The organism is Paenibacillus amylolyticus (assembly GCF_047302515.1).
Taxonomy (GTDB): Bacteria; Bacillota; Bacilli; order Paenibacillales; family Paenibacillaceae; genus Paenibacillus; species Paenibacillus amylolyticus_G.
The window spans coordinates 1,018,146-1,039,407 of record NZ_CP168019.1 but is presented as its reverse complement, the minus strand read 5'-3'; the positions used below and the strand labels follow the sequence as shown (position 1 = coordinate 1,039,407).

At 49.2% G+C, this 21,262-nt stretch carries 13 protein-coding genes; 2 read left to right on the top strand and 11 right to left on the bottom strand.

Translation table 11 applies throughout. From position 1 onward, the window contains the following. Nucleotides 1-82 precede the first annotated feature (82 nt). From ACDJ59_RS04470 to ACDJ59_RS04445, 6 genes are all read right to left on the bottom strand, one after another. Nucleotides 83-682, bottom strand: a complete 600-nt coding sequence (locus ACDJ59_RS04470; RefSeq protein WP_413407806.1) for a hypothetical protein — start codon at nt 680-682, stop codon at nt 83-85. Between the two features lie 13 nt (nt 683-695). Then, nucleotides 696-1,706 carry a flotillin-like protein FloA gene (floA, locus tag ACDJ59_RS04465; protein ID WP_017687239.1) on the bottom strand — a complete coding sequence of 337 codons (1,011 nt, stop codon included), beginning with the start codon at nt 1,704-1,706 and terminating at the stop codon, nt 696-698. Between the two features lie 161 nt (nt 1,707-1,867). Further along, the gene (locus tag ACDJ59_RS04460) at nt 1,868-3,190 is read right to left on the bottom strand and encodes an NfeD family protein (RefSeq protein WP_413409722.1); all 1,323 of its coding nucleotides are present in this window, start codon (nt 3,188-3,190) and stop codon (nt 1,868-1,870) included. Nucleotides 3,191-3,472: 282 nt separating this feature from the next. Beyond that, nucleotides 3,473-3,916 (bottom strand): GatB/YqeY domain-containing protein, encoded by a 444-nt coding sequence (locus ACDJ59_RS04455; protein ID WP_017687237.1) that lies wholly within the window; start codon nt 3,914-3,916, stop codon nt 3,473-3,475. Between the two features lie 15 nt (nt 3,917-3,931). Then, nucleotides 3,932-4,105 carry a 30S ribosomal protein S21 gene (gene rpsU, locus ACDJ59_RS04450; protein WP_005547957.1) on the bottom strand — a complete coding sequence of 58 codons (174 nt, stop codon included), beginning with the start codon at nt 4,103-4,105 and terminating at the stop codon, nt 3,932-3,934. 233 nt (nt 4,106-4,338) lie between these two features. Then, entirely contained in the window at nt 4,339-4,698 is a 360-nt protein-coding gene (locus ACDJ59_RS04445; RefSeq protein WP_024628477.1) for a histidine triad nucleotide-binding protein, read from the bottom strand. 247 nt (nt 4,699-4,945) lie between these two features. Here ACDJ59_RS04445 and ACDJ59_RS04440 point away from each other — a divergent pair, with 247 nt between their 5' ends. Both ACDJ59_RS04440 and ACDJ59_RS04435 read left to right on the top strand, forming a co-directional pair. Then, nucleotides 4,946-5,869 carry a PLP-dependent cysteine synthase family protein gene (locus ACDJ59_RS04440; RefSeq protein ID WP_413407805.1) on the top strand — a complete coding sequence of 308 codons (924 nt, stop codon included), beginning with the start codon at nt 4,946-4,948 and terminating at the stop codon, nt 5,867-5,869. A 1-nt stretch (nt 5,870) separates the two neighbouring features. Next, nucleotides 5,871-7,004 (top strand): bifunctional cystathionine gamma-lyase/homocysteine desulfhydrase, encoded by a 1,134-nt coding sequence (locus ACDJ59_RS04435; protein ID WP_413407804.1) that lies wholly within the window; start codon nt 5,871-5,873, stop codon nt 7,002-7,004. 703 nt (nt 7,005-7,707) lie between these two features. Here the strand turns inward: ACDJ59_RS04435 and ACDJ59_RS04430 are convergent. From ACDJ59_RS04430 to addB, 5 genes are all read right to left on the bottom strand, one after another. After that, a complete protein-coding gene (locus ACDJ59_RS04430) occupies nt 7,708-8,052 on the bottom strand; it encodes a hypothetical protein (RefSeq protein WP_036674796.1) in 345 nt (114 codons plus the stop codon). A 588-nt stretch (nt 8,053-8,640) separates the two neighbouring features. Continuing rightward, nucleotides 8,641-12,060 carry an AAA family ATPase gene (locus ACDJ59_RS04425; RefSeq protein ID WP_413407803.1) on the bottom strand — a complete coding sequence of 1,140 codons (3,420 nt, stop codon included), beginning with the start codon at nt 12,058-12,060 and terminating at the stop codon, nt 8,641-8,643. After that, complete coding sequence (locus ACDJ59_RS04420; protein WP_413407802.1) at nt 12,057-13,241, bottom strand: exonuclease SbcCD subunit D; 1,185 nt, start codon at nt 13,239-13,241, stop codon at nt 12,057-12,059. The genes ACDJ59_RS04425 and ACDJ59_RS04420 overlap by 4 nt, the downstream gene beginning before the upstream one ends. Before the next feature lie 59 nt (nt 13,242-13,300). Continuing rightward, nucleotides 13,301-17,728 (bottom strand): helicase-exonuclease AddAB subunit AddA, encoded by a 4,428-nt coding sequence (gene addA / locus ACDJ59_RS04415; RefSeq protein WP_413407801.1) that lies wholly within the window; start codon nt 17,726-17,728, stop codon nt 13,301-13,303. Then, nucleotides 17,725-21,228 carry a helicase-exonuclease AddAB subunit AddB gene (addB, locus tag ACDJ59_RS04410; RefSeq protein ID WP_413407800.1) on the bottom strand — a complete coding sequence of 1,168 codons (3,504 nt, stop codon included), beginning with the start codon at nt 21,226-21,228 and terminating at the stop codon, nt 17,725-17,727. The genes addA and addB overlap by 4 nt, the downstream gene beginning before the upstream one ends. Nucleotides 21,229-21,262: the final 34 nt, after the last annotated feature.

Genomic DNA, 21,262 nt, shown 5'->3' with positions numbered 1-21,262 from the left:
AGGATCGAACACAGAAAAAGCCGTCTCCGGCGGCTTTATGCTCACCAGAGACGGCTTTATTTCCGTCCAGCAATTTAATTAATTACAGTTTCCCTCTTGTGCCAAAGGGCTGTTTGGAACGAGGGGAACCCAGTACTTCCGCCCACAAAACACCTGTACGAATATCAGCAGGGCGAAGCGGAGACGCTCCCGATCCATCGGTGCTGGTCTCATCCCAACTGGAATCAGACACAACTGGTCGATTCGCAGAAGAGATGCGATTCAAGCGTTCTTCGATCAAACGTTGCTGTTCTTCCATGCCTCTCATCTGTTCCTCAAGTGAATTTGCCATCGCACTCATCGTGCCCTCACTTCTGTAGTCAGTTGCGGGGCGAGAAGATGCAGCAGGCTCCGAATACGGCTCATCATACTGATTCTCATATTGCACGTCATCATACCGATCGTCATACTGTTCACCATAGCGGGGGTCTGTAGGTCCGGAAGACTGCTGCGGAGATGAATTGTCTCTTGAACGTTCATCCCGGCCTGAATCACCACTGCCTCCAAATGTAGGCATCCCGTTGGCAGGACGCTTTTTGTTCGGATCAGCCGATTTGGCAGCTTTCCCCAAGAAGGAGAAGAGTGCAAAACCGATGACGGCCACAATATACAGATTATCAAAAATCCATTCAAATAGGCCCATATGCACTCACCGCCTATCTTCCGTTTTTGGAATCACCCTGATCGTTGGAATTCGAACCTTCACCAGGTTTTCCCAATGTGTTGCGCATTTGAGTATCCGCTTCAATGTTCTTCAGGTTCATATAATCCATCACACCGATTTTACCGTTACGAAGTGCCTCAGCCATCGCCAAAGGTACTTGGGATTCGGATTCAACAACGCGTGCTCTCATTTCCACTACGCGTGCTTTCATCTCTTGCTCTTGGGCTACGGCCATTGCACGACGCTCTTCTGCTTTTGCCTGAGCAATTCGTTTGTCAGCTTCTGCTTGCTCTGTTTGCAAGAAGGCACCAATGTTTTTACCTACATCAACGTCCGCAATATCAATGGACAGGATTTCAAAAGCAGTACCTGCATCCAGACCTTTGGACAATACGGTACGGGAGATCAGATCCGGATTTTCCAGGACGTCTTTGTGAGAATTGGAGGAACCGTTCGTACTTACGATACCTTCACCAACACGGGCGATGATCGTTTCTTCACCAGCACCACCGACGAGACGGTCAATATTGGCACGAACCGTAACCCGCGCTCTAACTTTAACTTCAATACCATCTTTGGCAACCGCAGAGACAATCGGTGTTTCGATAACTCGTGGGTTAACGCTCATCTGTACGGCTTGTAATACGTCACGACCTGCGAGGTCAATCGCAGCAGCACGTTCAAATTCGAGTGGAATGTTGGCACGTTGTGCAGCAATCAGAGCGTTTACAACACGGTCAACGTTACCACCGGCCAAGAAGTGACTTTCCAGTTGGTTCATGGTTAATTTAAGACCCGCCTTGGTGGCTTTGATCAGTGGATTTACGATACGGCTAGGCGTTACACGTCTCAGTCTCATCGCTACCAGTGTAATAATACTTACGCGTACGCCGGATGCAATCGCTGAAACCCAGAGCATAACCGGGAAAAAGCTGAAGAATACGCTCAATACGATAATACCTACTACCGCAATGAGCAAAATCGTAATCATAGATGTGTCCATTGTTTAATTTCCTCCATTTGCAATTTGAATTTGATAAAAACATTTGAGAAGGCATTCATAAGTCCGCTGCTAAATGAAAGAATGCACCACCTCGCTGGCAGCTTCAGCTACGTGGTTATGTACATTGTCGAAGCGTTAATCCGCTTCGACAACAGAGCGAGTTACACCGGCAAAGCTTGCTGAACCACAATCCGGGTACCTTCCGCTTTAATCACAATAATCGGAGTATCGATGGGAATAAAATCTCCGTCGGTCACAACGTCAATTCGTTCCCCTTCAAACATCGCTGTTCCAGAAGGACGAAGCGGAGTCAGACTGATTCCTTGCAGACCAACCAGCTCTTTGCGTTCTGTGGCTGATGAATAACCCCGGTCCGCAGACATGCTGTCACTCAGTATGAACCGATTCCATATCCCTCGATCCTTAAAGATAATTGAGATGATCGCAATGACTACCAGCGCTGCTCCAAAAGCGATACCCAGAGATACAAATGCATCACTCGTATCATAAGCAGCCCTTACAACACCGGCCACAAGCGCAATTGATCCCAAAATCCCCAGAATACCAAAGCTCGGAATAAACATCTCCAGAATTATCATGATGAGTCCGACGGTAAATAGCACCCATGTCTCTGCTCCGGCAAATCCCGCAATGTAATTACCCGAGAAATACAACACGAAACACACGATACCTACAATACCAGGAACTCCAAAACCAGGAACAATCAATTCAATGATCACACCCGCGATTCCGAGGAACAATAACACAGTCATCACAACCGGATTGGTAAGAAAAGAGGAGATATTCTCCGCTGTCGTTCGTTCTACCTTAAATACGTCATCCTGACTGTAACCAAGCCAAGCTGCCGCTTCTTCCGGTGTGTTGCTGATGTGGTCGGCATAACCGACTTTCAGCGCTTCTTCAGCCGAGAGAGCAATAATTTCACCTTTTTGCTTGGTTTTATTGATCTCTGGCATTTCAACAACGATGTTAACATCCGTCATTCCAGCTGCAATCTTGCCATCACGACCACTGATTTCAGCCGCTCCCTGCATTTTGCTTTTCCAGAATGCAACAAGCTTTGGATCATCAACATGTTTACCCGTACTGTCCACCATTGCTGCCGCACCAATCATACTGCCTGGTGACATTACGATCTTATCTGCATTCAGAGCCAGAAAACTCCCGGCTGAAGCAGCATCTCCACGGACAAATGCAACAGTCTCAATCGGACTGTCCTTAATTAGGGTACCCAATGCTTCTGCAGTGTCGACACGGCCTCCCGGCGTATTGATATCAAGAACGATCAGGCCAGCATTCATCTCTTCTGCTTGCTTGAACCCGCGTTCCATGAACTTGCCAAGTCCCTGCTCGATTGGTTTATCAACCGGAATAATATATACGGCACCACTCTTCTCAGCTGCATGCGCTGACGGTGATCCAATCCAGACAGGAAGCAACAGCGTCAGCAGCATTAAGAGCATCAATGGCCCCGTAAGCTTCTTCCGGCGCTTTCCCTTCACAATAGTCCCCCCTTTTCCATTAATGTTATACTGTCCAGCTTATGGTATTTATTACGTGCAATGCAACATTTCGTTTCAAAATCTTAAAATTATATTTGAAAACTCAATCAATTGCAAGAATAAAAATCCATAATAATATATATTAACCATTAAAAAGAAATTTCGTCATCCCAAGGACATCACGCCTTCTGATAAATGGAAAAAACACCTCCTGACAAGTCAGAAGGTGTTTATTGATTTGCTTTATTGCAGAAATTGTTGAACTGCTTGATTTACCAGTTTGCCGTCCGCTTTGCCTTTAACTTTCGGCATAAGGGCCGCCATGACTTTCCCCATCTCGGCTTTCGAAGAAGCACCGGTTTCCTGGATGGTCTGCTGTACAATAACTTTAATTTCTTCTTCGGTAAGCTGTGTGGGAAGGTACTGGATGAGTACTTCAATTTCCGCTTTTGCATTTGCCGCGAGATCTTCACGGCCCGCTTTGTCAAATTCTTGGAGGGCATCTTTGCGCTGTTTGATTTCACGACTCAGGATATCAAGCACTTCGTTGTCATCCAAATCTCTTTTCAAATCTATTTCAAGATTCTTGATCGTCGAACGAATCAACCGAATGTTGGAGAGTCTGAACTTGTCCTTACTCTTCATCGCTTGCTTCATATCTTCGTTCAATCGTTCGCTAAGATTCATGTAGTTAAAATCCTCCTAAAACTTTCTCTTACGAGCAGCCTCGGACTTTTTCTTGCGCTTTACGCTTGGCTTCTCATAATGCTTACGTTTCTTCACCTCAGCCAATACGCCATCTTTAGCGATGGAGCGTTTAAAACGACGAAGTGCAGCATCAATAGTCTCGTTTTTGCGAACTTTAGTTTCAGACACCAGTTTTCCCTCCCTCCGACCAGACCGTCCAAGAGCAATAACACGGTTCATCATCTTACATTATAGGCGAAAGATAATAAAGGTGTCAACCTCAATGTAATGATCACTTATTTGAATCCATTTTTATAACTCAAAGGTATTATGAAATGAATTCATTATATAAGCATTTGGTCACACATTCGTGGATTTAATGCATATGACTTAATCCACAATATTAGTACCCATCAGCTCGTTTATTTGTGAGAATCGGACAGACTTGTCAACACGCCAAGTCTGGTACCACCCAACAAATGGTAATGCAGATGATGAACGGTTTGTTCTCCATCCTTGCCACAATTGTTGATTAAGCGATATCCTGTTTCCTCCACACCAAGACGCTTCGCTGCTTCTTGAGCAGCCAGATGAATCTCGCCGATCAATGGCAGATCTTCTGCAGTAACTTCATTCATGGAAGCAATATGTTTCTTCGGAATGACAAGAACATGTGTCGGTGCAGCGGGCTGGATGTCATGAAAAACGATAACATGGTCATTCTCCAGTACTTTATTGGAGGGAATGCTGCCCTCTACAATTTTGCAAAATAAGCAATCCATAGTTCATACCCTCCTTTGTATTCCAGTGTATGTATTCCCCTCTATCATACTAAAAGTAAAAACCCACGTCCAATCTCTAGACACACCACCAGGTATTCTAGGTCAACTCTCCATCTATCATCGAGCCGAACACTATACAACAATTGATGTATTACAGACTATTTTATCGAAATATGGTTTTATCACGCACTTTTCCCGAGTAAACCAATATGTATAGTTAATGAACGCAAAAAGGAGTTTGGTTAATTTGACCGTTTATCAACATGTACAGGAACTTATAGGTAATACACCTCTGCTTGAATTAACTCGTTATCCATTACCGGAAGGAATCCGCCTGTTCGCCAAACTGGAATTCATGAATCCTGGAGGAAGTGTGAAAGACCGGATCGGCAAGTTTTTATTGGAGCAAGCCTTGGCACGAGGAGATGTTAAGCCAGGTGGAACGGTGATTGAAGCTACCGCCGGTAATACAGGAATTGGTCTTGCAATCGCGGCTGTAGGCCTAAATTTAAAGGTCATTTTCACGGTACCTCAGAAGTTCAGCGTTGAGAAGCAGCAGTTGATGAAAGCCCTTGGTGCTACGGTCGTCAACACACCCACATCCGAAGGAATCACTGGTGCCATACGCAAGGCGGAATCGCTGGCGAAAGAAATACCGGGTTCGTATATTCCAGGTCAGTTCTCCAATGCGGATAACCCACTCGCACATTATGAACATCTGGGCCCTGAGATTTGGCGTGATCTGAACGGGCAGGTGGATGTATATGTCGCCGGAGCCGGGTCTGGCGGAACTTTCATGGGAGTATCTCGCTATTTGAAGGAGCAAAACCCGTTAATTAAAACATGTATCGTAGAACCCGAAGGTTCGATCCTCGCAGGAGGTCCATCGGGACCCCATCGTACAGAAGGAATAGGGGTCGAAACGTTATCTTCTTTTATGGATGTGAGTTACTTTGATGCCATTCATACGATCTCAGATGAAGATGCCTATGAGCGGGTCAAGGATCTAGCCTTGTTGGAAGGCTTACTGGTAGGAAGTTCCTCAGGTGCAGCTATGCAAGCCGCATTAAACGAAGCCGTTCAAGCAGCTCCCGGAAGTAACATCGTTGTTATTTTCCCGGATAGCAGCGAACGGTATTTAAGCCAAAATATCTATAATGGAGGACAATAAAATGAGACCAAAAACCAAGCTGATTCATGCAGGTATTGTTGGTGATCCACACACTGGAGCCGTGAGTGTACCGATCTATCAAGTAAGCACGTACGAGCAAGAATCGGTTGGCGTACACAAAGGATACGAATATTCACGTACAGGCAACCCTACCCGTCATGCGTTGGAAGAAGTCATTAAAGAGCTGGAGGATGGCGTTCGAGGTTTTGCTTTTAGTTCGGGAATGGCTGCAATTCATGCTGTACTGTCTCTGTTGAAAACTGGAGATCACGTCATTCTGACGGATGATGTATACGGCGGGACTTATCGCATTTTCACCAAGGTGCTGAATCGTCTGGGGATCGAGTCTACCTTCGTAGATACCACCTCACTACAAGCACTGGAAAAGGCTTTGCAATCCAATACAAAGGCCATTTATGTAGAAACACCTACCAATCCGTTACTCAAGGTCACCGATATTGCCGCTGTAGCGATTTGGTCGAAACAACATGAATTACTGTTCATCGTGGACAATACGTTTAGTACGCCTTATTGGCAGACCCCGCTGGCTCTGGGGGCAGATATTGTACTTCATTCTGCAACGAAATATATCGGTGGTCATAGTGATGTCGTGGCAGGACTTGCGGTTGTCAACGGCGAGCAACTTGGTGAAGATCTGCATTTTATTCAAAATGCAATTGGCGCAGTCCTGGGCCCTATGGATTCCTGGCTATTAATGCGAGGTCTTAAAACATTGGGATTACGGATGGAAGCGCAAGAACGCAATACAGAGCAGCTTGTGATATTTCTGAATCAGCATCCAGCAGTAAGCAAAGTCTATTATCCCGGGTTGCCCGACCATCCACAGCACAAGCTCGCTTCCACGCAAGCGAGAGGATATGGCGGTATGGTTTCCTTTGATGTAGGCAGTGCTGAAAAAGTAGATGACATGTTAAGCAAAGTCCGTTATTTCACATTGGCTGAAAGTCTGGGCGCGGTGGAAAGTTTAATCTCTGTACCTGCCCGAATGACGCATGCCTCCATTCCTTATGAACGTCGGCAAGAATTGGGGATCACGGATGGTTTGATTCGTATCTCCGTTGGGATCGAGGATGTTGAGGATTTACTTGAGGATTTGAAATCTGCATTAAGTTGAGGGCATTTTGAAGTCCATGCTGGTTGATCTTGGAGAAGGTGTAGTGGACGATTTTCTAAGGAACACAGGACGTCTTATTTGGCGTTCAGGCCCTCATTTGAAATTATTAGGAACATCAGGCACGTTATTTCCCAAAATACCCTGAAAAAAATGCTGATAGCGGCTCTTTATTCGGTGATAACGTGTATCAAGTTCCGCTCCTCCAACCGTGGGCAAGAGAACAGCATCGATTCCACACGAATCGATGCTTTTTATCGGAATAGAGAATTAAAGCTTTTTCAGTGTCCTGATCGTTCGCTCTCACATAGGCACGTTCTCGCATACTCAGGATGCGGTACGCCGATTTGCTGCTGCAGACACGTTCAGGTCAGGTTCTGCTTTCATGATGTTTATTACACGTTATGTGCTACCAGTTCATCTTCGATCTTACACTAATCAGGTTCAAAAAAAGTCATGCCTTACAGAATTTCGCTTCTGCACAGGCATGACCTTTTTGGATATTCGGTATGTTGCCAGTTGTATTGCAATGACTGTTGCGATACATCAGGCTGAGACTCTGTATGTGATAAGACCTCTCTATTTTATGCTGTACGGTACCGTGAATGAAACATCCATCCTCAACTTGTTAATTTCAAGGATTTTCATAGGGTGCCCATAGGTGCATAAGAATGTGTCACTTTAATTATGACTGTTTTTTCTAATTTCAATAGTACGGTAAAAGGGTTAACGCTGTAAGCGCAAATAACGGGAGCACCAGTCGGTTAAAACGTCTACGGCCATAACCATAATACGGATAAGGTGTAGGGTAGCCGTAACCTGGATAAAATCCACGAGTATGACCTATCGGATAGTTTGCTCCCGGCATTGCATTTGGAGCCCAGTTCGCATGATTCACCATGGCTTCCGGTCCAACGGGAACAGCCAGGTAGATCATTTCGTCATCCACATTTTCCATAATGCCATCATAGTGCATACCATCATTCATCTGTACACATACATAACGGTGCATGTGTTCCTTACATATTTTCTTTGCTTCCACTTTTTCCAATTGCCAACGCCTCCCTGATTCAGCTCTTGATCACCTTTTCATGGTATTCAGAACTGGGCGAATTGACACTACTGACGAAAAAACACAAAAAAAGAAGCACCCCGTGAGCGGCTTCCTTGGAAGTCTGCTGCGCGGACATCTATTCAGGAAACGTCCTGATCAGATGTCCGCCGGGGTACTTAAATAAAGTTTGTCGGCTTAACTGTAGTATAACAGCGGGATGAACCTGTATCTGTGATGTAACTCACTCCGCTAAGTTATAAAAGCAAGAAAAGAATTATTTTCACAAAAATAACATTCCGTAATAGTGCGTGTTTAAAAAGGGCGGTTTTCAGTACCAAAAAGACGGGATAAAGCTAGAAATGAAGTAGCGGAGCATAGATAGAGCTACGTGAGCAACCGCAATGTTTCCGAAGGAAACAACCTTCGTAAGCCCTACTTATTTCGGCTGAATTCCATATTCGATGTTGATGATGCCGCTAGGCACCATTCGTAATCAAAGGCGGACTTTTTGAACAACCTCTAATATTCATTTTGCTTGGACTATTAGAGGCGCTTCTATGATCTATATTGCTTACACATTGCCCTCTACAGGGTCTCCAAGACCACACGTGAGCCGTTTCCGGCTTCACCTGCCGGAATCACCACAAGTTTGCGCGGCAAGCGTGCACGTAGTTCAGGCACGTGACTGATTACACCAACAGCCAATCGGTCGTCATGCAATTTTTCCAAAGAAGTAATGACGGTATCCAACAACTCAGGGTCAAGGGTACCAAACCCTTCATCCAGGAAGAAGAATTGGAGTGGGTACTGACCTCGCAGCTGAATCTGGGCCGACAGTGCCAAGGCCAGTGACAACGAAGTCAAAAACGTCTCGCCACCTGACAACGTTGATACCGGTCGTTTGACTCCCCCGTTGGCATCATCACAGATCACAAAACCACCACCGGAATCCACCTCCAGTGAATAACGCTGTTTGGTCAGGAAGCGCAGACGCTGAGATGCCGCATGACTAACCTGCATCAGTTGTTCTTCGGCAATATACTCAACAAAAGCATTGCCTCTGAACGCGGATTGCAGTTTGCTGAGCAGTTCGCCTTGACGGCTTACTTCCACCCGCTTGTTCTCCAGTTCGGTCCAGCGAACATGTCGCTGTTCCACATCCTCCAAATCACGTTCTGCACGTGCTTTGGCACGAAGGGCAGCCTCGTCCTCAATTCGGACCTGCTGCAAACGTTCGGTGCAGGCTAACCACTGTTCCTCCGATACGACAGCACCACCCAGCTTTTGTTCCAATTCACGCAACTGGGATGCCAGTTCACGCTCACGTTCACGGTGCTGCTGGATCTCTCCTGCCAGTCGTTCTGCTTCCTGTGAAGGAATTGCCGCGGATACAACAGCATCATCCGAGTCAAACGGGGATTTTTCCAGCAATTGTTTCCACCGTTCCTGTGCCTGTTGCAGATGTTCTGTGGCCGAGGCAGCTGCCTGCTGAGCCATAACGTCTTTCTTGGCTGATTCCTGCTTCAGCGTGTCCACTTCTTTGAAGCGTTGCGCCGAGTCCGAAGCTGTTTTCCGCATTCCACCCAGACGAGCCTGAGCCGCAGAAATCAGATCTTCTACTCGCTGCTCCCCTACCCATTGGCGCAAGCGTTCTTCTTTCTCGGTCAGCTGTTTGCTGTTGCCCTGCCACTGCGTTTGCCACTGAATCAGTTGTTTGTCCAATTCCACCAGCTTCTGCTGGAGAGATTGAATGATCTGGTCTTTTTCCTCAAGGAACGTCACGCTTTTGTTCAGACGTTCCTTGATGTCTTCGGCGCGCGCATCGCGCTCCTGCATCGCCTGATAGAGGGCCTTGGCCTCCTCCTGAGCGATGCCCGACAGTTCCGTGGCCCAGCGGCCCTGCAAGGCAGCCGCTGCGGCCTCGCTCTCGGCCAGCTTGCGCTCCGCCTGGGCGAGCCCGGCACGGCCGGCCTCTTGCGCAGCTGCCGCTTCCATGCGGCGCTGCTGCGCGCCTACAGTCGCCTGCTGTAACGCGGCGGCTTCGGCCTGGAGTGGCGCTGCTGCGGCAGCCAGCGCCTGCGCGGCTTCGCGCAGCGCAGCGGCACGCGATGCCCAGCCTGCCGGGGAGCGCCCGTGTTCGGGCGACCCGGCGGGCTCGGGCTCCGCTGCCGCAGGCGCGGCCTCGGCTGCGGCAGGAGCTTCGCCGGCCGCAGCGCCAAGCTGCGTCAGCAGGCTGCGACGTTCGTGCAGCTGCTGGCGCAGCCCAAAGCGCAGCTCCTGCAGCTCCGCGTGCAGGCTGCGCAGCAGTTCCAGGTCCGCGTCGCCTGCGTGCGGACCTTCTCCCGGCGGCGCAGCCGGGAGCGGGTGATGCGGCGAGCCGCACACCGGGCATGGCTCGCCGTCGTGCAGTTCGGCGCGCAAAGCGGAGGACAGCCGGTGCAGCTCCTGCTCACGCATCGTGCCACGCAGCTGTTCCTCCGCAAGGGCCAGCAGGCTTTGTTCGCGGCTAATATCCTGCTCACAGGCAAGCAAGGCCTCAAGACCTGCTGACGCCTGTTCTACCAGATGCTGACGCTGATCACTCAGGCGTTTTTCTTCCTCAGCCGCCGCCTTCAGCTTGTCGGCTCCCTGTTCTGCCGACTGCTTATAGGCTTGCATGTCAGCCTTATTTTGCTGCAACTGCTCCGCGGCAGTATCCACACGATGTTTCAGTTCAAGCGCAGCCTGAAGTTGCCTGCGTTCCTCTGACTTCACTTCATTTGGCTTGAGGCTCTCTTGTAGTTCCTCACGCCTTTTGCGTCCGCGCTGCTGCAATTCCTTTTCTTTCTCAAGCTGCTGTCCCAGCGCAGTCTGTTCGCCCTGCCCCTGTTCCAGCAACTGCGCGAGGCGCGAGCAATCGGCCTGAAGCCCGTCCCGTTCCCGTTGCAGCTCTTTTGCTTGTTCGAGTTGCTCCAGGCGCAGCAAAAGTTTCGGTTCTTCCTCAGTCATTTGCTTGCGTGCCGTCTCAGCCTTCTCCGCTTCCTGAACAGCCAGACGCTCATGTTCCAATGCTTGCTGATGAGCTGACTCCGCGATATCCTGCCGCTGCTTCTGTGTAGCCGTGGCATCTCGAACCGTCTGCAACGCAGGCAGTATCGCATCTGCCACAACGGATTGTTTCAGCCGTTGTTCGCCTGCCTCTATCTGTGGTTCCAGTGCTTTCAGCTTCTGCTGTTCATCTGTCCGAGCCTGCCGTTCGTTACTTAACTCACGAATTTTGCCCAGTTGTTCAGCTTCCTTCGCAGCTTCATCCAGCGCTTTGCGGGACAATTCAGACTGCTGAACAGCGGTTTGAAGTAGACGTTTCGTTTCTTCCAGCGTCTCCTTGCTGGCATTGCCCAGTCCCTGTTGCTCCGCAGCAAGAGATTGGTAAACCATATCATTATCCTTGACCCGCCGACTTAATTTGATGGCCAACTGGTCCCCATACTTCTCCAGATGGAATAATCGTTGCAGCATCTGGCGACGTTCACTGCCTTTGAGTGACAAAAACTCGGCAAACTTTCCTTGCGGAAGCACCACTGCCCGTGTAAAATCATCCATCTTCAAACCGATCACATCTTCAACACAGCGATTCACATCTGCCAATTTGTCGGCAAGTACCTGTTCTTCGCCATTAACCGTCTCTATGAATTTGCTGATCGTGTTACTCACCGACACTTCATTATTTCGTTTGAAACGTCGCTCTACCCGGAACCTCCGAGTGCCTTCCGCCGACATCAGTTCAAATGTAAAAGCAACCGACAATGAATCCTCTGCATGATTCATAATGCCTTGCGTCCCGTTCACCGCGCGTTCCACTTTTCCGTACATGGCGAGTGTGATGGCATCGAGCAAGGAAGATTTACCACTACCCGTTGGACCGAAAATACCGAATAGCCCCGTCTCTGTCAGCACGGTAAAATCAATCTCCTGCATCTCCCGATAACTTTGCAGTCCGGCAACTTTTAATAGAATCGGCTTCATCTTTCCTCAACCTCCTCACGCACACCCGGCTCATCTTCATCGACAAGTTCCAGGAACAGCTGTACCAGGCTGTCTTCCGGCTGTGCGCCACCGGTCTGACGCTGATAGAATTTACGGAACAGTTCATGTACAGGTAGCTCGGATCGTTGCTCCAAAAGTCCTGCTGCAGCCATCTCGGGATACACCGGGCGAATATGGATGATACCTTCATGTGATTTTCGCAGCTGCTGAATCTCCTTCAGGGACATCGCCTCGTCCAGCCACACTTCCATGTCGATAAAAGCCTGCGGATCACGTCCCTCATCCAGCCAGCGATATACTTCTGCCAGACCACCACGCGCCTGCCAACGCACAAGCGGACGCCCGGACGTTAACAAAACTTCTTCTACCTGTGCTGCTCCACCCGGCGCCAGATCAACCATCGTGACAGACTTGCTCTGCCCTGCTTCCGAGAAGCTGTAGGCGAGAGGAGAACCGCTATATCGAATCACACCGTCTCCTTTGACAGCCTGTGCACGATGAAGATGCCCAAGTGCCGTGTATTGCGCACCAGTCGATAAAGATGAAGGGTCCACCGTGTAGGCCCCACCGATCTGAATCGGACGTTCCGAATCACTCTCAAGTCCGCCGAGCACATAGATATGACTCATGGCCAAGTTCACGGTATCCGGGCGAAAAGAAGCTGCCAGACGCTGCATTAACATGCCCACCCGGTGACTGTATGCCTGACGAAGCACATTTTCGTCCCCATCTGTTGTCAGCAGTTCATTCAATCTGGCTTCAGAAGGATAAGGTAATGCTGCAATCTGTGCAATTTCTCCGGTTCGCTTTGCATGGATGGTTACCGCTTCTGAGATAGGCATCCCTACGAGTGTAATGCCCTGTCTGTTCACAAGTGGAGTTACAGAAGCTACACGTTCTGGCTGATCATGATTTCCTGCAATCACCACAAGAGGTCTTCCATGCTCCGTCAGACGTGCTGCCGCTTCATAAAAAAGTTGTTCCGCCGCTGCGGGAGGATTCACCGAATCATACACATCTCCGGCCATCAATATGGCATCCGCCTGCTGCTCATCAGCGACCCTGACGAGTTCTTCAACGAAATCCTCCTGTTCACGCAGTCGGCTTCGTCCTTCCAGCGTTTTTCCCAAATGCCAGTCCCCTGTATGCAAAATACGCATCGTCCGTTCCACCCCTCTCCCATATGAAATCCATGGTTTTGAATTCCGATCCAGTTCTTTTACAATTTCACTGCATATCCACCATCAAAAAAGTACAGCCATTTCCGGTCAACTTTCCGACCCAATATATCTTCAATGGCCCGTCCATACAGATCTAGCTGGAAGCGATAATTTTTGGTGAGTTCATCCAAACCACCACGATGCTCCAATACCCGATCCGTCTTGTAGTCAAGCAAGACAAGCTCGCCGTCCACCTCATACAGACAATCGATAATCCCCTGTACAAGCACGGTTTCATTTTCAATCGTTGCCTGCATTTTGCTATCTTCTTTTAGCATCTGTGTATCTGAGTTCGCTGCCCGTTCATGTAGCCATTCCACTGGAGACTGATGTGCCGGAAGTCCATACACAAACGGAATCTCCCGTTTTACCCACGCTGCACGCAACAGCTCTTTCCCTGGTTCTGTATCGAAAAATTCGACCAGTTCTTCGAGTTCGATAGCCTCCACGTGGTGGGGCAGCAAAATCTGAAGCTCTACCAAACGCTGAGTGGTCTGCTCAATAAGCTGTGAATCAATGGCCGATCCATCTAGAGGAAGATGTTGCATCAACGTATGATACACGTTCCCCCGTTCTGCCCCTGTCAGCTGCGTTGCTTCCATGAATTTCGGACGACGCAGGTGCAGTTTGAAAGACGTACCCGCAGATCCCGCATCCGGAACGTTCACCGTAAGGTTTGAATCTGACCCTATCCCAGCCTCATGCTTAATAGAATCACTGGATGCATCACGATGAGCATGGCTTGTTTCATCCTTAATGTTATTGATTCCTGGGGTGTTATAATCCAATAATTTCTCGGACTGCTCTCCCAGTTCCTCCATCACCTCTACGGACTGGATGTCCTGCATCACAAGTAACGTTTTCAACTCCGTGACAGATGTACTGGCTGCTACTTGAGTTGCTGCTTCATAGGGGTACGTCCATGAAAGTCGTTGATCAACCTCGTTGATCAGCCGTGTCTCCTCTTGGTGAAGAGCTACTGTATCTGCACCTTCATCTCCAATGTTTTGGTTAGCCGAATCTTGTGCACTCTTCGTCAGCTCTTCTACTGTTGAGGATGTAACCAACTTAACAGGCTGAACGGCTTTTAGTGCAGCAATTCGTTCTTTCCGCACCTCAGTCATCCCGTCTTCTTCCCCAAGTGTCTGATCTACCACCTGGTCACGGGATACCTGATCGGCGGAAATAATAGAGATCGCCCATCGTGATTGATCATCTGCAAGACAAGCTGAGAACGAATCATTGCTTCCAGCAAGTTCACGCAGCACAGCCGCATCTGGATGTCTCATCAGGGATGGTCCAATCCAGTCCAGGTAACTCCGTCCAGCAGCAAGCAGATAGTCTGGCAATGCCAATTCAGGGCTATCCTTGACCTGAGACCACCCGAGCGCTTTTTTCGCGGCATCTTTTACAGTACCCAGCAGAATCATTTTCTCTTTGGGACGGGTCAACGCAACATACAGCACACGCATCTCTTCAGCAAGCAGTTCAAATTGCGCACGACGACGAATCGCCAGATTGGCTAATGTAGGATAGGCAACCCGGTTCTCACGATCCACAAACCTCGGGCCAAATCCCAGTTCCTTATGCATTAGAAACGGTGCGTTCAAGTCCTGCTGATTAAACATCTTGGATATGCCACCGACAAAGACAATTGGAAACTCCAAACCCTTACTCCGGTGAATCGTCATGATACGTACGGCGTTGTCCTGCTCACCAGAGCTACTTGCTACAGTCCCGAGGTCTCCCCCGTTTTCCCGCAGTCTGGAAACATAGGTCAGGAAACGGAACAAGCCGCGATTCGCAGTTGATTCCTCATATTGTCGTGCGCGATCGTACAATGCCTTAAGATTACTTTGACGTTGCAGTCCTCCTGGAAGACCACCAACCCAGTCCAAATAACCGGTTTCCCGATACATACGCCAAATCAGTTCACTTAGACTACCTTGTCTTGCCTCAAGTCTCCACTGCTCCAATTGACGCATAAAACGAATTAACTTTTGCTGTAACTCCGAGCCTGAGATCTCCGTTATGCCCAGATCCTCACTTGCATGTCCCGCAACACCAGCATCTTGCATTCCATCTGTTTGCACTCTATGCACATCGAATTCGTGTACATCGTCCAGAATCTCTGCCTCAACAGAAGCTGCTGTTTCCCGCTGTCCTTGTTCCATCTCTGACCAGGCTTCCGGCCACTGCAACTGGACCATATTGGAATCAGGATGATTATCCTGCCAGGATTGTTGTACAGCATTAGTGGAGGAATCGCTCCAATCTCCCGCAGCCGATATAACCGCATCATAGAATGATTGTCTTTTGTCACCAAGCCGAATCTGTGCCAGTTCCTCTTCATCCAGTCCGACAATCGGGGAACGAAGCACGGAAGCGAGAGGAATATCCTGTCTTGGATTATCAACAAGCTGAAGCAGAGACATCATGATTTCCACTTCTGTAGCCTGAAAATAGCCCTTGCTCTGTTCTCCTCCAGCAGGAATTCCCTGCTGTCTGAATTCCTCAATCATGAGCGGAGCCCACATCAAGGTCGAACGCAGCAAGATGACCATATCACCGTAACGTGCCGGGCGCATCGTTTGCAGGGCTTTGTCATATACATGGAGGGCAGGTTTGTCCGTATCCCCAACCATCTCACGAATACGCCTTGCGATCGCCCGCGCTTCCAACTGGGCTGTTTCAAGTTCGGCGCTCTCCAGTTCTGCAGAGACCGATGCATCCCCATTCTCATCCGTACTCTCCGTCAGATCAGGACCACCTCCCTGACGATCGATCAGCATGAGTTCAGGTGTATACGCCTCATCTCCAAGCGTCTCTGACGGGAAGGTAGCCCCATATGCCAGTTGAGCTCGTTCATCGTAAGCAATCTCTGCCACACCTTCGTTCATGAGTTGCCGGAATATCATATTGACTGAATGCACGACTTCCGCACGACTGCGGAAATTACGCGCAAGATCAATACGTTGACCGGTTCCATTCAGACGATCTTCCACCATTCCGTCCTCACGTGTGCTCGCTCCATACTGGCGATACTTGTTCATAAACAGACCTGGCTCAGCCAACCGGAAACGGTAGATACTCTGTTTGACATCACCGACCATGAATCGGTTACCCGGGTTTTCTCTGGAGATGAGCTTCACGATATCTTCCTGAACCGTATTGGTATCCTGATATTCATCAAGCAACACTTCATCGAATCGCGAACGGTACTCCATAGCCGCATCGGAAGGCATCGACAGTTCAGGCGTTGAATCCTCATGTCGCAAAATGTGAAGACAGTAATGCTCCAGATCACTGAAGTCAACTTGCCCACGTTCCTGTTTGGCCTGTCGATAACGTTCTCCAAATGTACTAACCAACCTCGACAACTCCTGCATGAGTGGTGCCGCTTGTTCCAACTCCTGCCAGAACGCAAACGCACTTCTCCCGAACAATGAACCTTTCAGGTCAGTAACTGCCTTTTTCGCGGCCTCACGGAGTTCCTTCACCTGATCCTGTAAAGCCGGGTCCGTTTGATCCTTTTTGCAGGGTTTCAATTTGCCAAATGTAGCGGGTTGAAACACTTCAGGCAACCTTTCCCATGGCATAACCTGGGCCGCAGACAACAGTTCTTCTACCATCACCAGGTCTTCTTTTAACGTATCTGCATAAGGTGCCGGACCTTCTGGCTGCATGGAAATATGAATGCCTTGACGGAGCAATCCTGCTGCACCACTTAAAGCAAGAGCCGCATCACGCAAAATACTCTGAACCCATGCTGAATGTCCAAGTGCCTCTACACTTTCCACCTGAAAAGCAGACGCCATCTCTGAGAGCCAATGATCCGGCCAGGAATGACTGCGGGAGAAATCATACAAACGTTGCACCAGTCGATGCATCGCATCATCGTTTCGTTCTCCACTGAACCAGTCCACTAATTCGCGGAATGTACTCCCTTCATCTTCTTCGCCATACTTTTCCTCAAATAGTTCTTCAAGCAGTTCCTGCCGCATGATTTCCGCTTCATTTTCATTCAGGATACGGAAAGCCGGGTTCAACGGAATTTGCTGATAATAACGGCGAATGACTTCCATACAGAATGAATGCAGCGTTGTAATAGATGCCCGTCCAAGCAGCGACAGCTGCTTACGCAGATGCTCTTCTCCAGGCTGTTCTTCCAGCGCACGTTCCAACGCTTCCCGAATCCGTTGTTTCATCTCGGCGGCGGCCGCTTTGGTAAACGTAGCTACAAGTAAACGATCCACACTGTATCCTTGGGAGGGATCTGCGATCTTGCGAATAATTCGTTCAACCAGCACGGCTGTCTTGCCTGATCCCGCCGCTGCGGCAACCAGTATGTCTTTTCCGCTTTCCGAGATGGCACTCCACTGGTCATCACTCCAGAAGCTACCCTCCGGTTTTGGCATATTCGTCATGATGTTTCCCCTCCCTTGGTGTGAGATAACATATCCCAGATTTGCTGTTTGCCCGGTTTGGACAACAGGTTATACTCATTTCCTTCTATATTCTCATCAAACTGACAAACAGGCTTATACGGACAGAACGTGCACGCCACTTCCTGCTGAATACGATAAGGCTCAATGGCCACATCCCCATCCGTAATTCGGGTACCAATCTCACGGATATTACTGCGAACCGAAGCAAGCAGCGTATCCCATTGCTCTGGCGTAGCTACAGCGGCGCTGCTATAAAAGCTTCCGTCCGCCTTAAGGGCAACTGGAATAATTGCTGAATACCCCTTATCCAGGGTGTTGTCCATTTGAGCGATTGCGTCCCGATCCGCCAGCAGCAAACCTTTCATTTTGAACCGTTTGAGCAGTTCTTGTCCGGCCTGCTCTGATGTCATGCCGTTTGCGGATTGCAACAGTGGGTTATGCACGTGGAAATACAACGTTCCTCCCGGCATCGCCGTTTCCCCAAGCCATTCCTCGGCAGCACTAAGCAGCACCTCCAGATAGGTGAGCATTTGCAATGACAGACCATAGTACACTTCATGCAGCTTAAGGTCCGTCTGGCTTGATTTATAGTCAATGACACGCAGGAGCAGACCATTCTCTCCTTCTGCGACATCCACACGGTCAATTCGACCCACGATCTCCATCACACAGCCGTTCTCCAGTTCAAAACGTAGTGGCGGCAGTGTTTTATCCGGTCCAAAGTCAAGCTCCAGCCCAATCGGTTCAAAACTTCCACGTCTGGACTGTTCACCAAGAATAACGGATGCCCGGCTAACAATGTCCTTCAATTTGCGGAAAATATAACCGTATCGCTTGGTGCTTAGCAAAATCTCCCCTTGCAGCTGTGGTGCAATCTGCTCCACCGTTTGCTCGGCTTCCTGACGGCATTGGTCTGGAGTCAAACTGCCCCAACTACGATTTTCTTCACGCAACCGCATAGCCAGCTGGCTTAGTGCAGCATGAAACAGCTGTCCGATATCAGGAGCCTGAAGGCGGTACAATTGCCGTTCTTTGAGACGCAACCCGTGCGAAGCAAAATGGGAGAACGGACAAGCTACGAAACGTTCCATTCGCGAAACACTCGTCCTCACCTCTGTGCCATACAATCTGCGACTGGTAGCTGTACGTAGTGGTAATGCTCTATTACGATAAAAGATCGATCCCATCAACCGTTCCAGCTGAGGTCTGCTTGTCTCTCGGGATACATGCCAATTGTAGACCGCCCACCACATTTCAGGGATGTCTTCTCCACGGCGCCATTTGCGCAATTGTCCAATGAGCGTAGACAGACTCTGTCCTGGATGGGTGACATAGGACCAATGCGCTTCTTCCGAGTTCGCAACCGGCGGTTGAGCAAGCAATGGCTGTTCTTGTAAACCAAACATCTTCCGTACATGGCGGACAATCTCGGAAGGAAGCAGTGTTTTCCCCTCATCATCAGCAACCGGATAACTCAGCCACAACTGGCTGCTTGCCGCTGTAAGTGCCGTGTAGATCAGAAAACGTTCATCCAGCATCTGCCTTGTTGCACCTGGTCCAAGCGCCACGCCTCTATCCGTCAGTAACGCTCTCTCCAGTTCCGTTAATACGCCATCATCCTGAGGTACGGCGGGTAATTCACCATCAACGGCGCCAAGGATAAATACGTATTTGATGTCCTGAAGGCGTGTACGGTCCATGGAGCCCACCAAAACCTGATCAAGTGCTGGTGGTACCAGACCCAGCTTCAGTTCCGTCAATCCGGTCTCAATCATCCCGGCAAACAGCGTGATATCCAGCCGTTCATTCCCCATCATATCGACCATCTGATCCAATAAATCCAGCACAGCTCCCCACATCTGCCGATGTTCTCTCGACCGTTCGGGGTCACCTTGTGCCTTAGCTTCAGCAGACATATTCTCCAGCTTCCATGGAATCTCAGCATCTTCCAGCAGTCTGTATAGTGCCTCGCACTGGGCTTTGGCTGTCTTTGCCTTTTTCATTCGTTTCTCAAAAGCACCCAAGGAATCTGTAATGACCGTTCGGCAGCTCTCCATTAGAGAAAGCATCTGGTCCCGTCCTCGACTACGGCCATCCTGACCGTTGTCTTCCAGCGACAGGCTTGGTACATACTTCCATGGTTTTCCATCAGTCCAGCGATACCCGTGAATACCACAAGCCAGTACATAATTTTCAAGCTGGTCCATATCTTCACGAGTGATGGAACCATCACGCGGAAGCAGCAGATCCGTTTTGACACAACGAAATACATCCTCGTAACGCCAGTGGCGCCGAACAATATCCAGTGCGGAACGGATAAACTCGGATAATGGATGATGAAGTTCATTTCTTCTGCGGTCCAGAAAGACGGGTACGTCATAATCCCTGAATAACGGTTCAGCTATATCAGCGTAGGTATCCAACTGCCGGACAAGTACCGCCATGTCCCGATAACGCGCACCTTCGTTTTGCGCCAGACGCCGCATCTCACGCAGTGCTCCCTCCATCTCAGCTCGTCGGTTCTCCGCTGCAACCAGTCGGATTCCGGAATCAAGGCCTTCACTTTTCCAACGAATTCGGCGATCGAAACCAGCCTCCAGATGAGCAAGTCCCGGACGATCCTTGTATCTCGGTGGAATCTCCGAATCTAGCAGGGTTATATCGCTCGGTACACCCAGTTCGTCAGCCATCCCTTTCAGACGCGTATAGGCACTTGCCGTGGGATAGAACAGTTCCAGTTCTCCAGGCAGTGCGCCATGATCATAAGGACGATCCAATGTCAGTGCAATCGTCACGGAAGAGGACTGCAACATCAGCCGACCGATCACACTCATCTCCTGTGGTGTGAATCCCTGAAAACCATCAATCCAGATCTGGGCATCCTGCAGCAATGCACTTTCCGACAAACGATCTGTCAGCTCGGTCAAAGTGTCTTCATCATCAATATATAAATGGGTCAATTCCTGTTCATAGTCACGATATATCAGATTCAAGTCATGCAACTTGTCCTCCAGAATCGGCGAAGTCGATGAGGTAATTCCTCCAGACAGCCCTTCTTCCAGCAATGATGGATCAACTTCATAACGTTTAAATTCACTATATAAGTCATTTAATTCGCCTATAAAACCCAGCTGGCTGCCGGATGCACCAAACAGCTTTAATTCTTCCTTACGGCGCTGGATGACCTTGTAGAGCAGCATCTTTTTGCCTTCGGCTCCGATCGGAATACGAGCAGAACCACCTGCTTCTTGCATTACACGATAGGCTAGACGGCGAAAGCCGAGCACTTCTGCACGCATGGTACCTTTAATTGCTCCAGAAGACACCAATGCCTGCTCTGTTCGAAAAGAACTCTGTTCGGGAACGAGTAAAATCAAAGGTGTGCCTTGCGGCTCCTTTTGAAGCAGGGATGTAATTTCCCGGGTAATCAGCGAGCTTTTGCCGCTGCCTGCCCGGCCAATAACAAAACGAACGGACATGTCTAATCCTCCAAACCACACGTACAAGATTTTA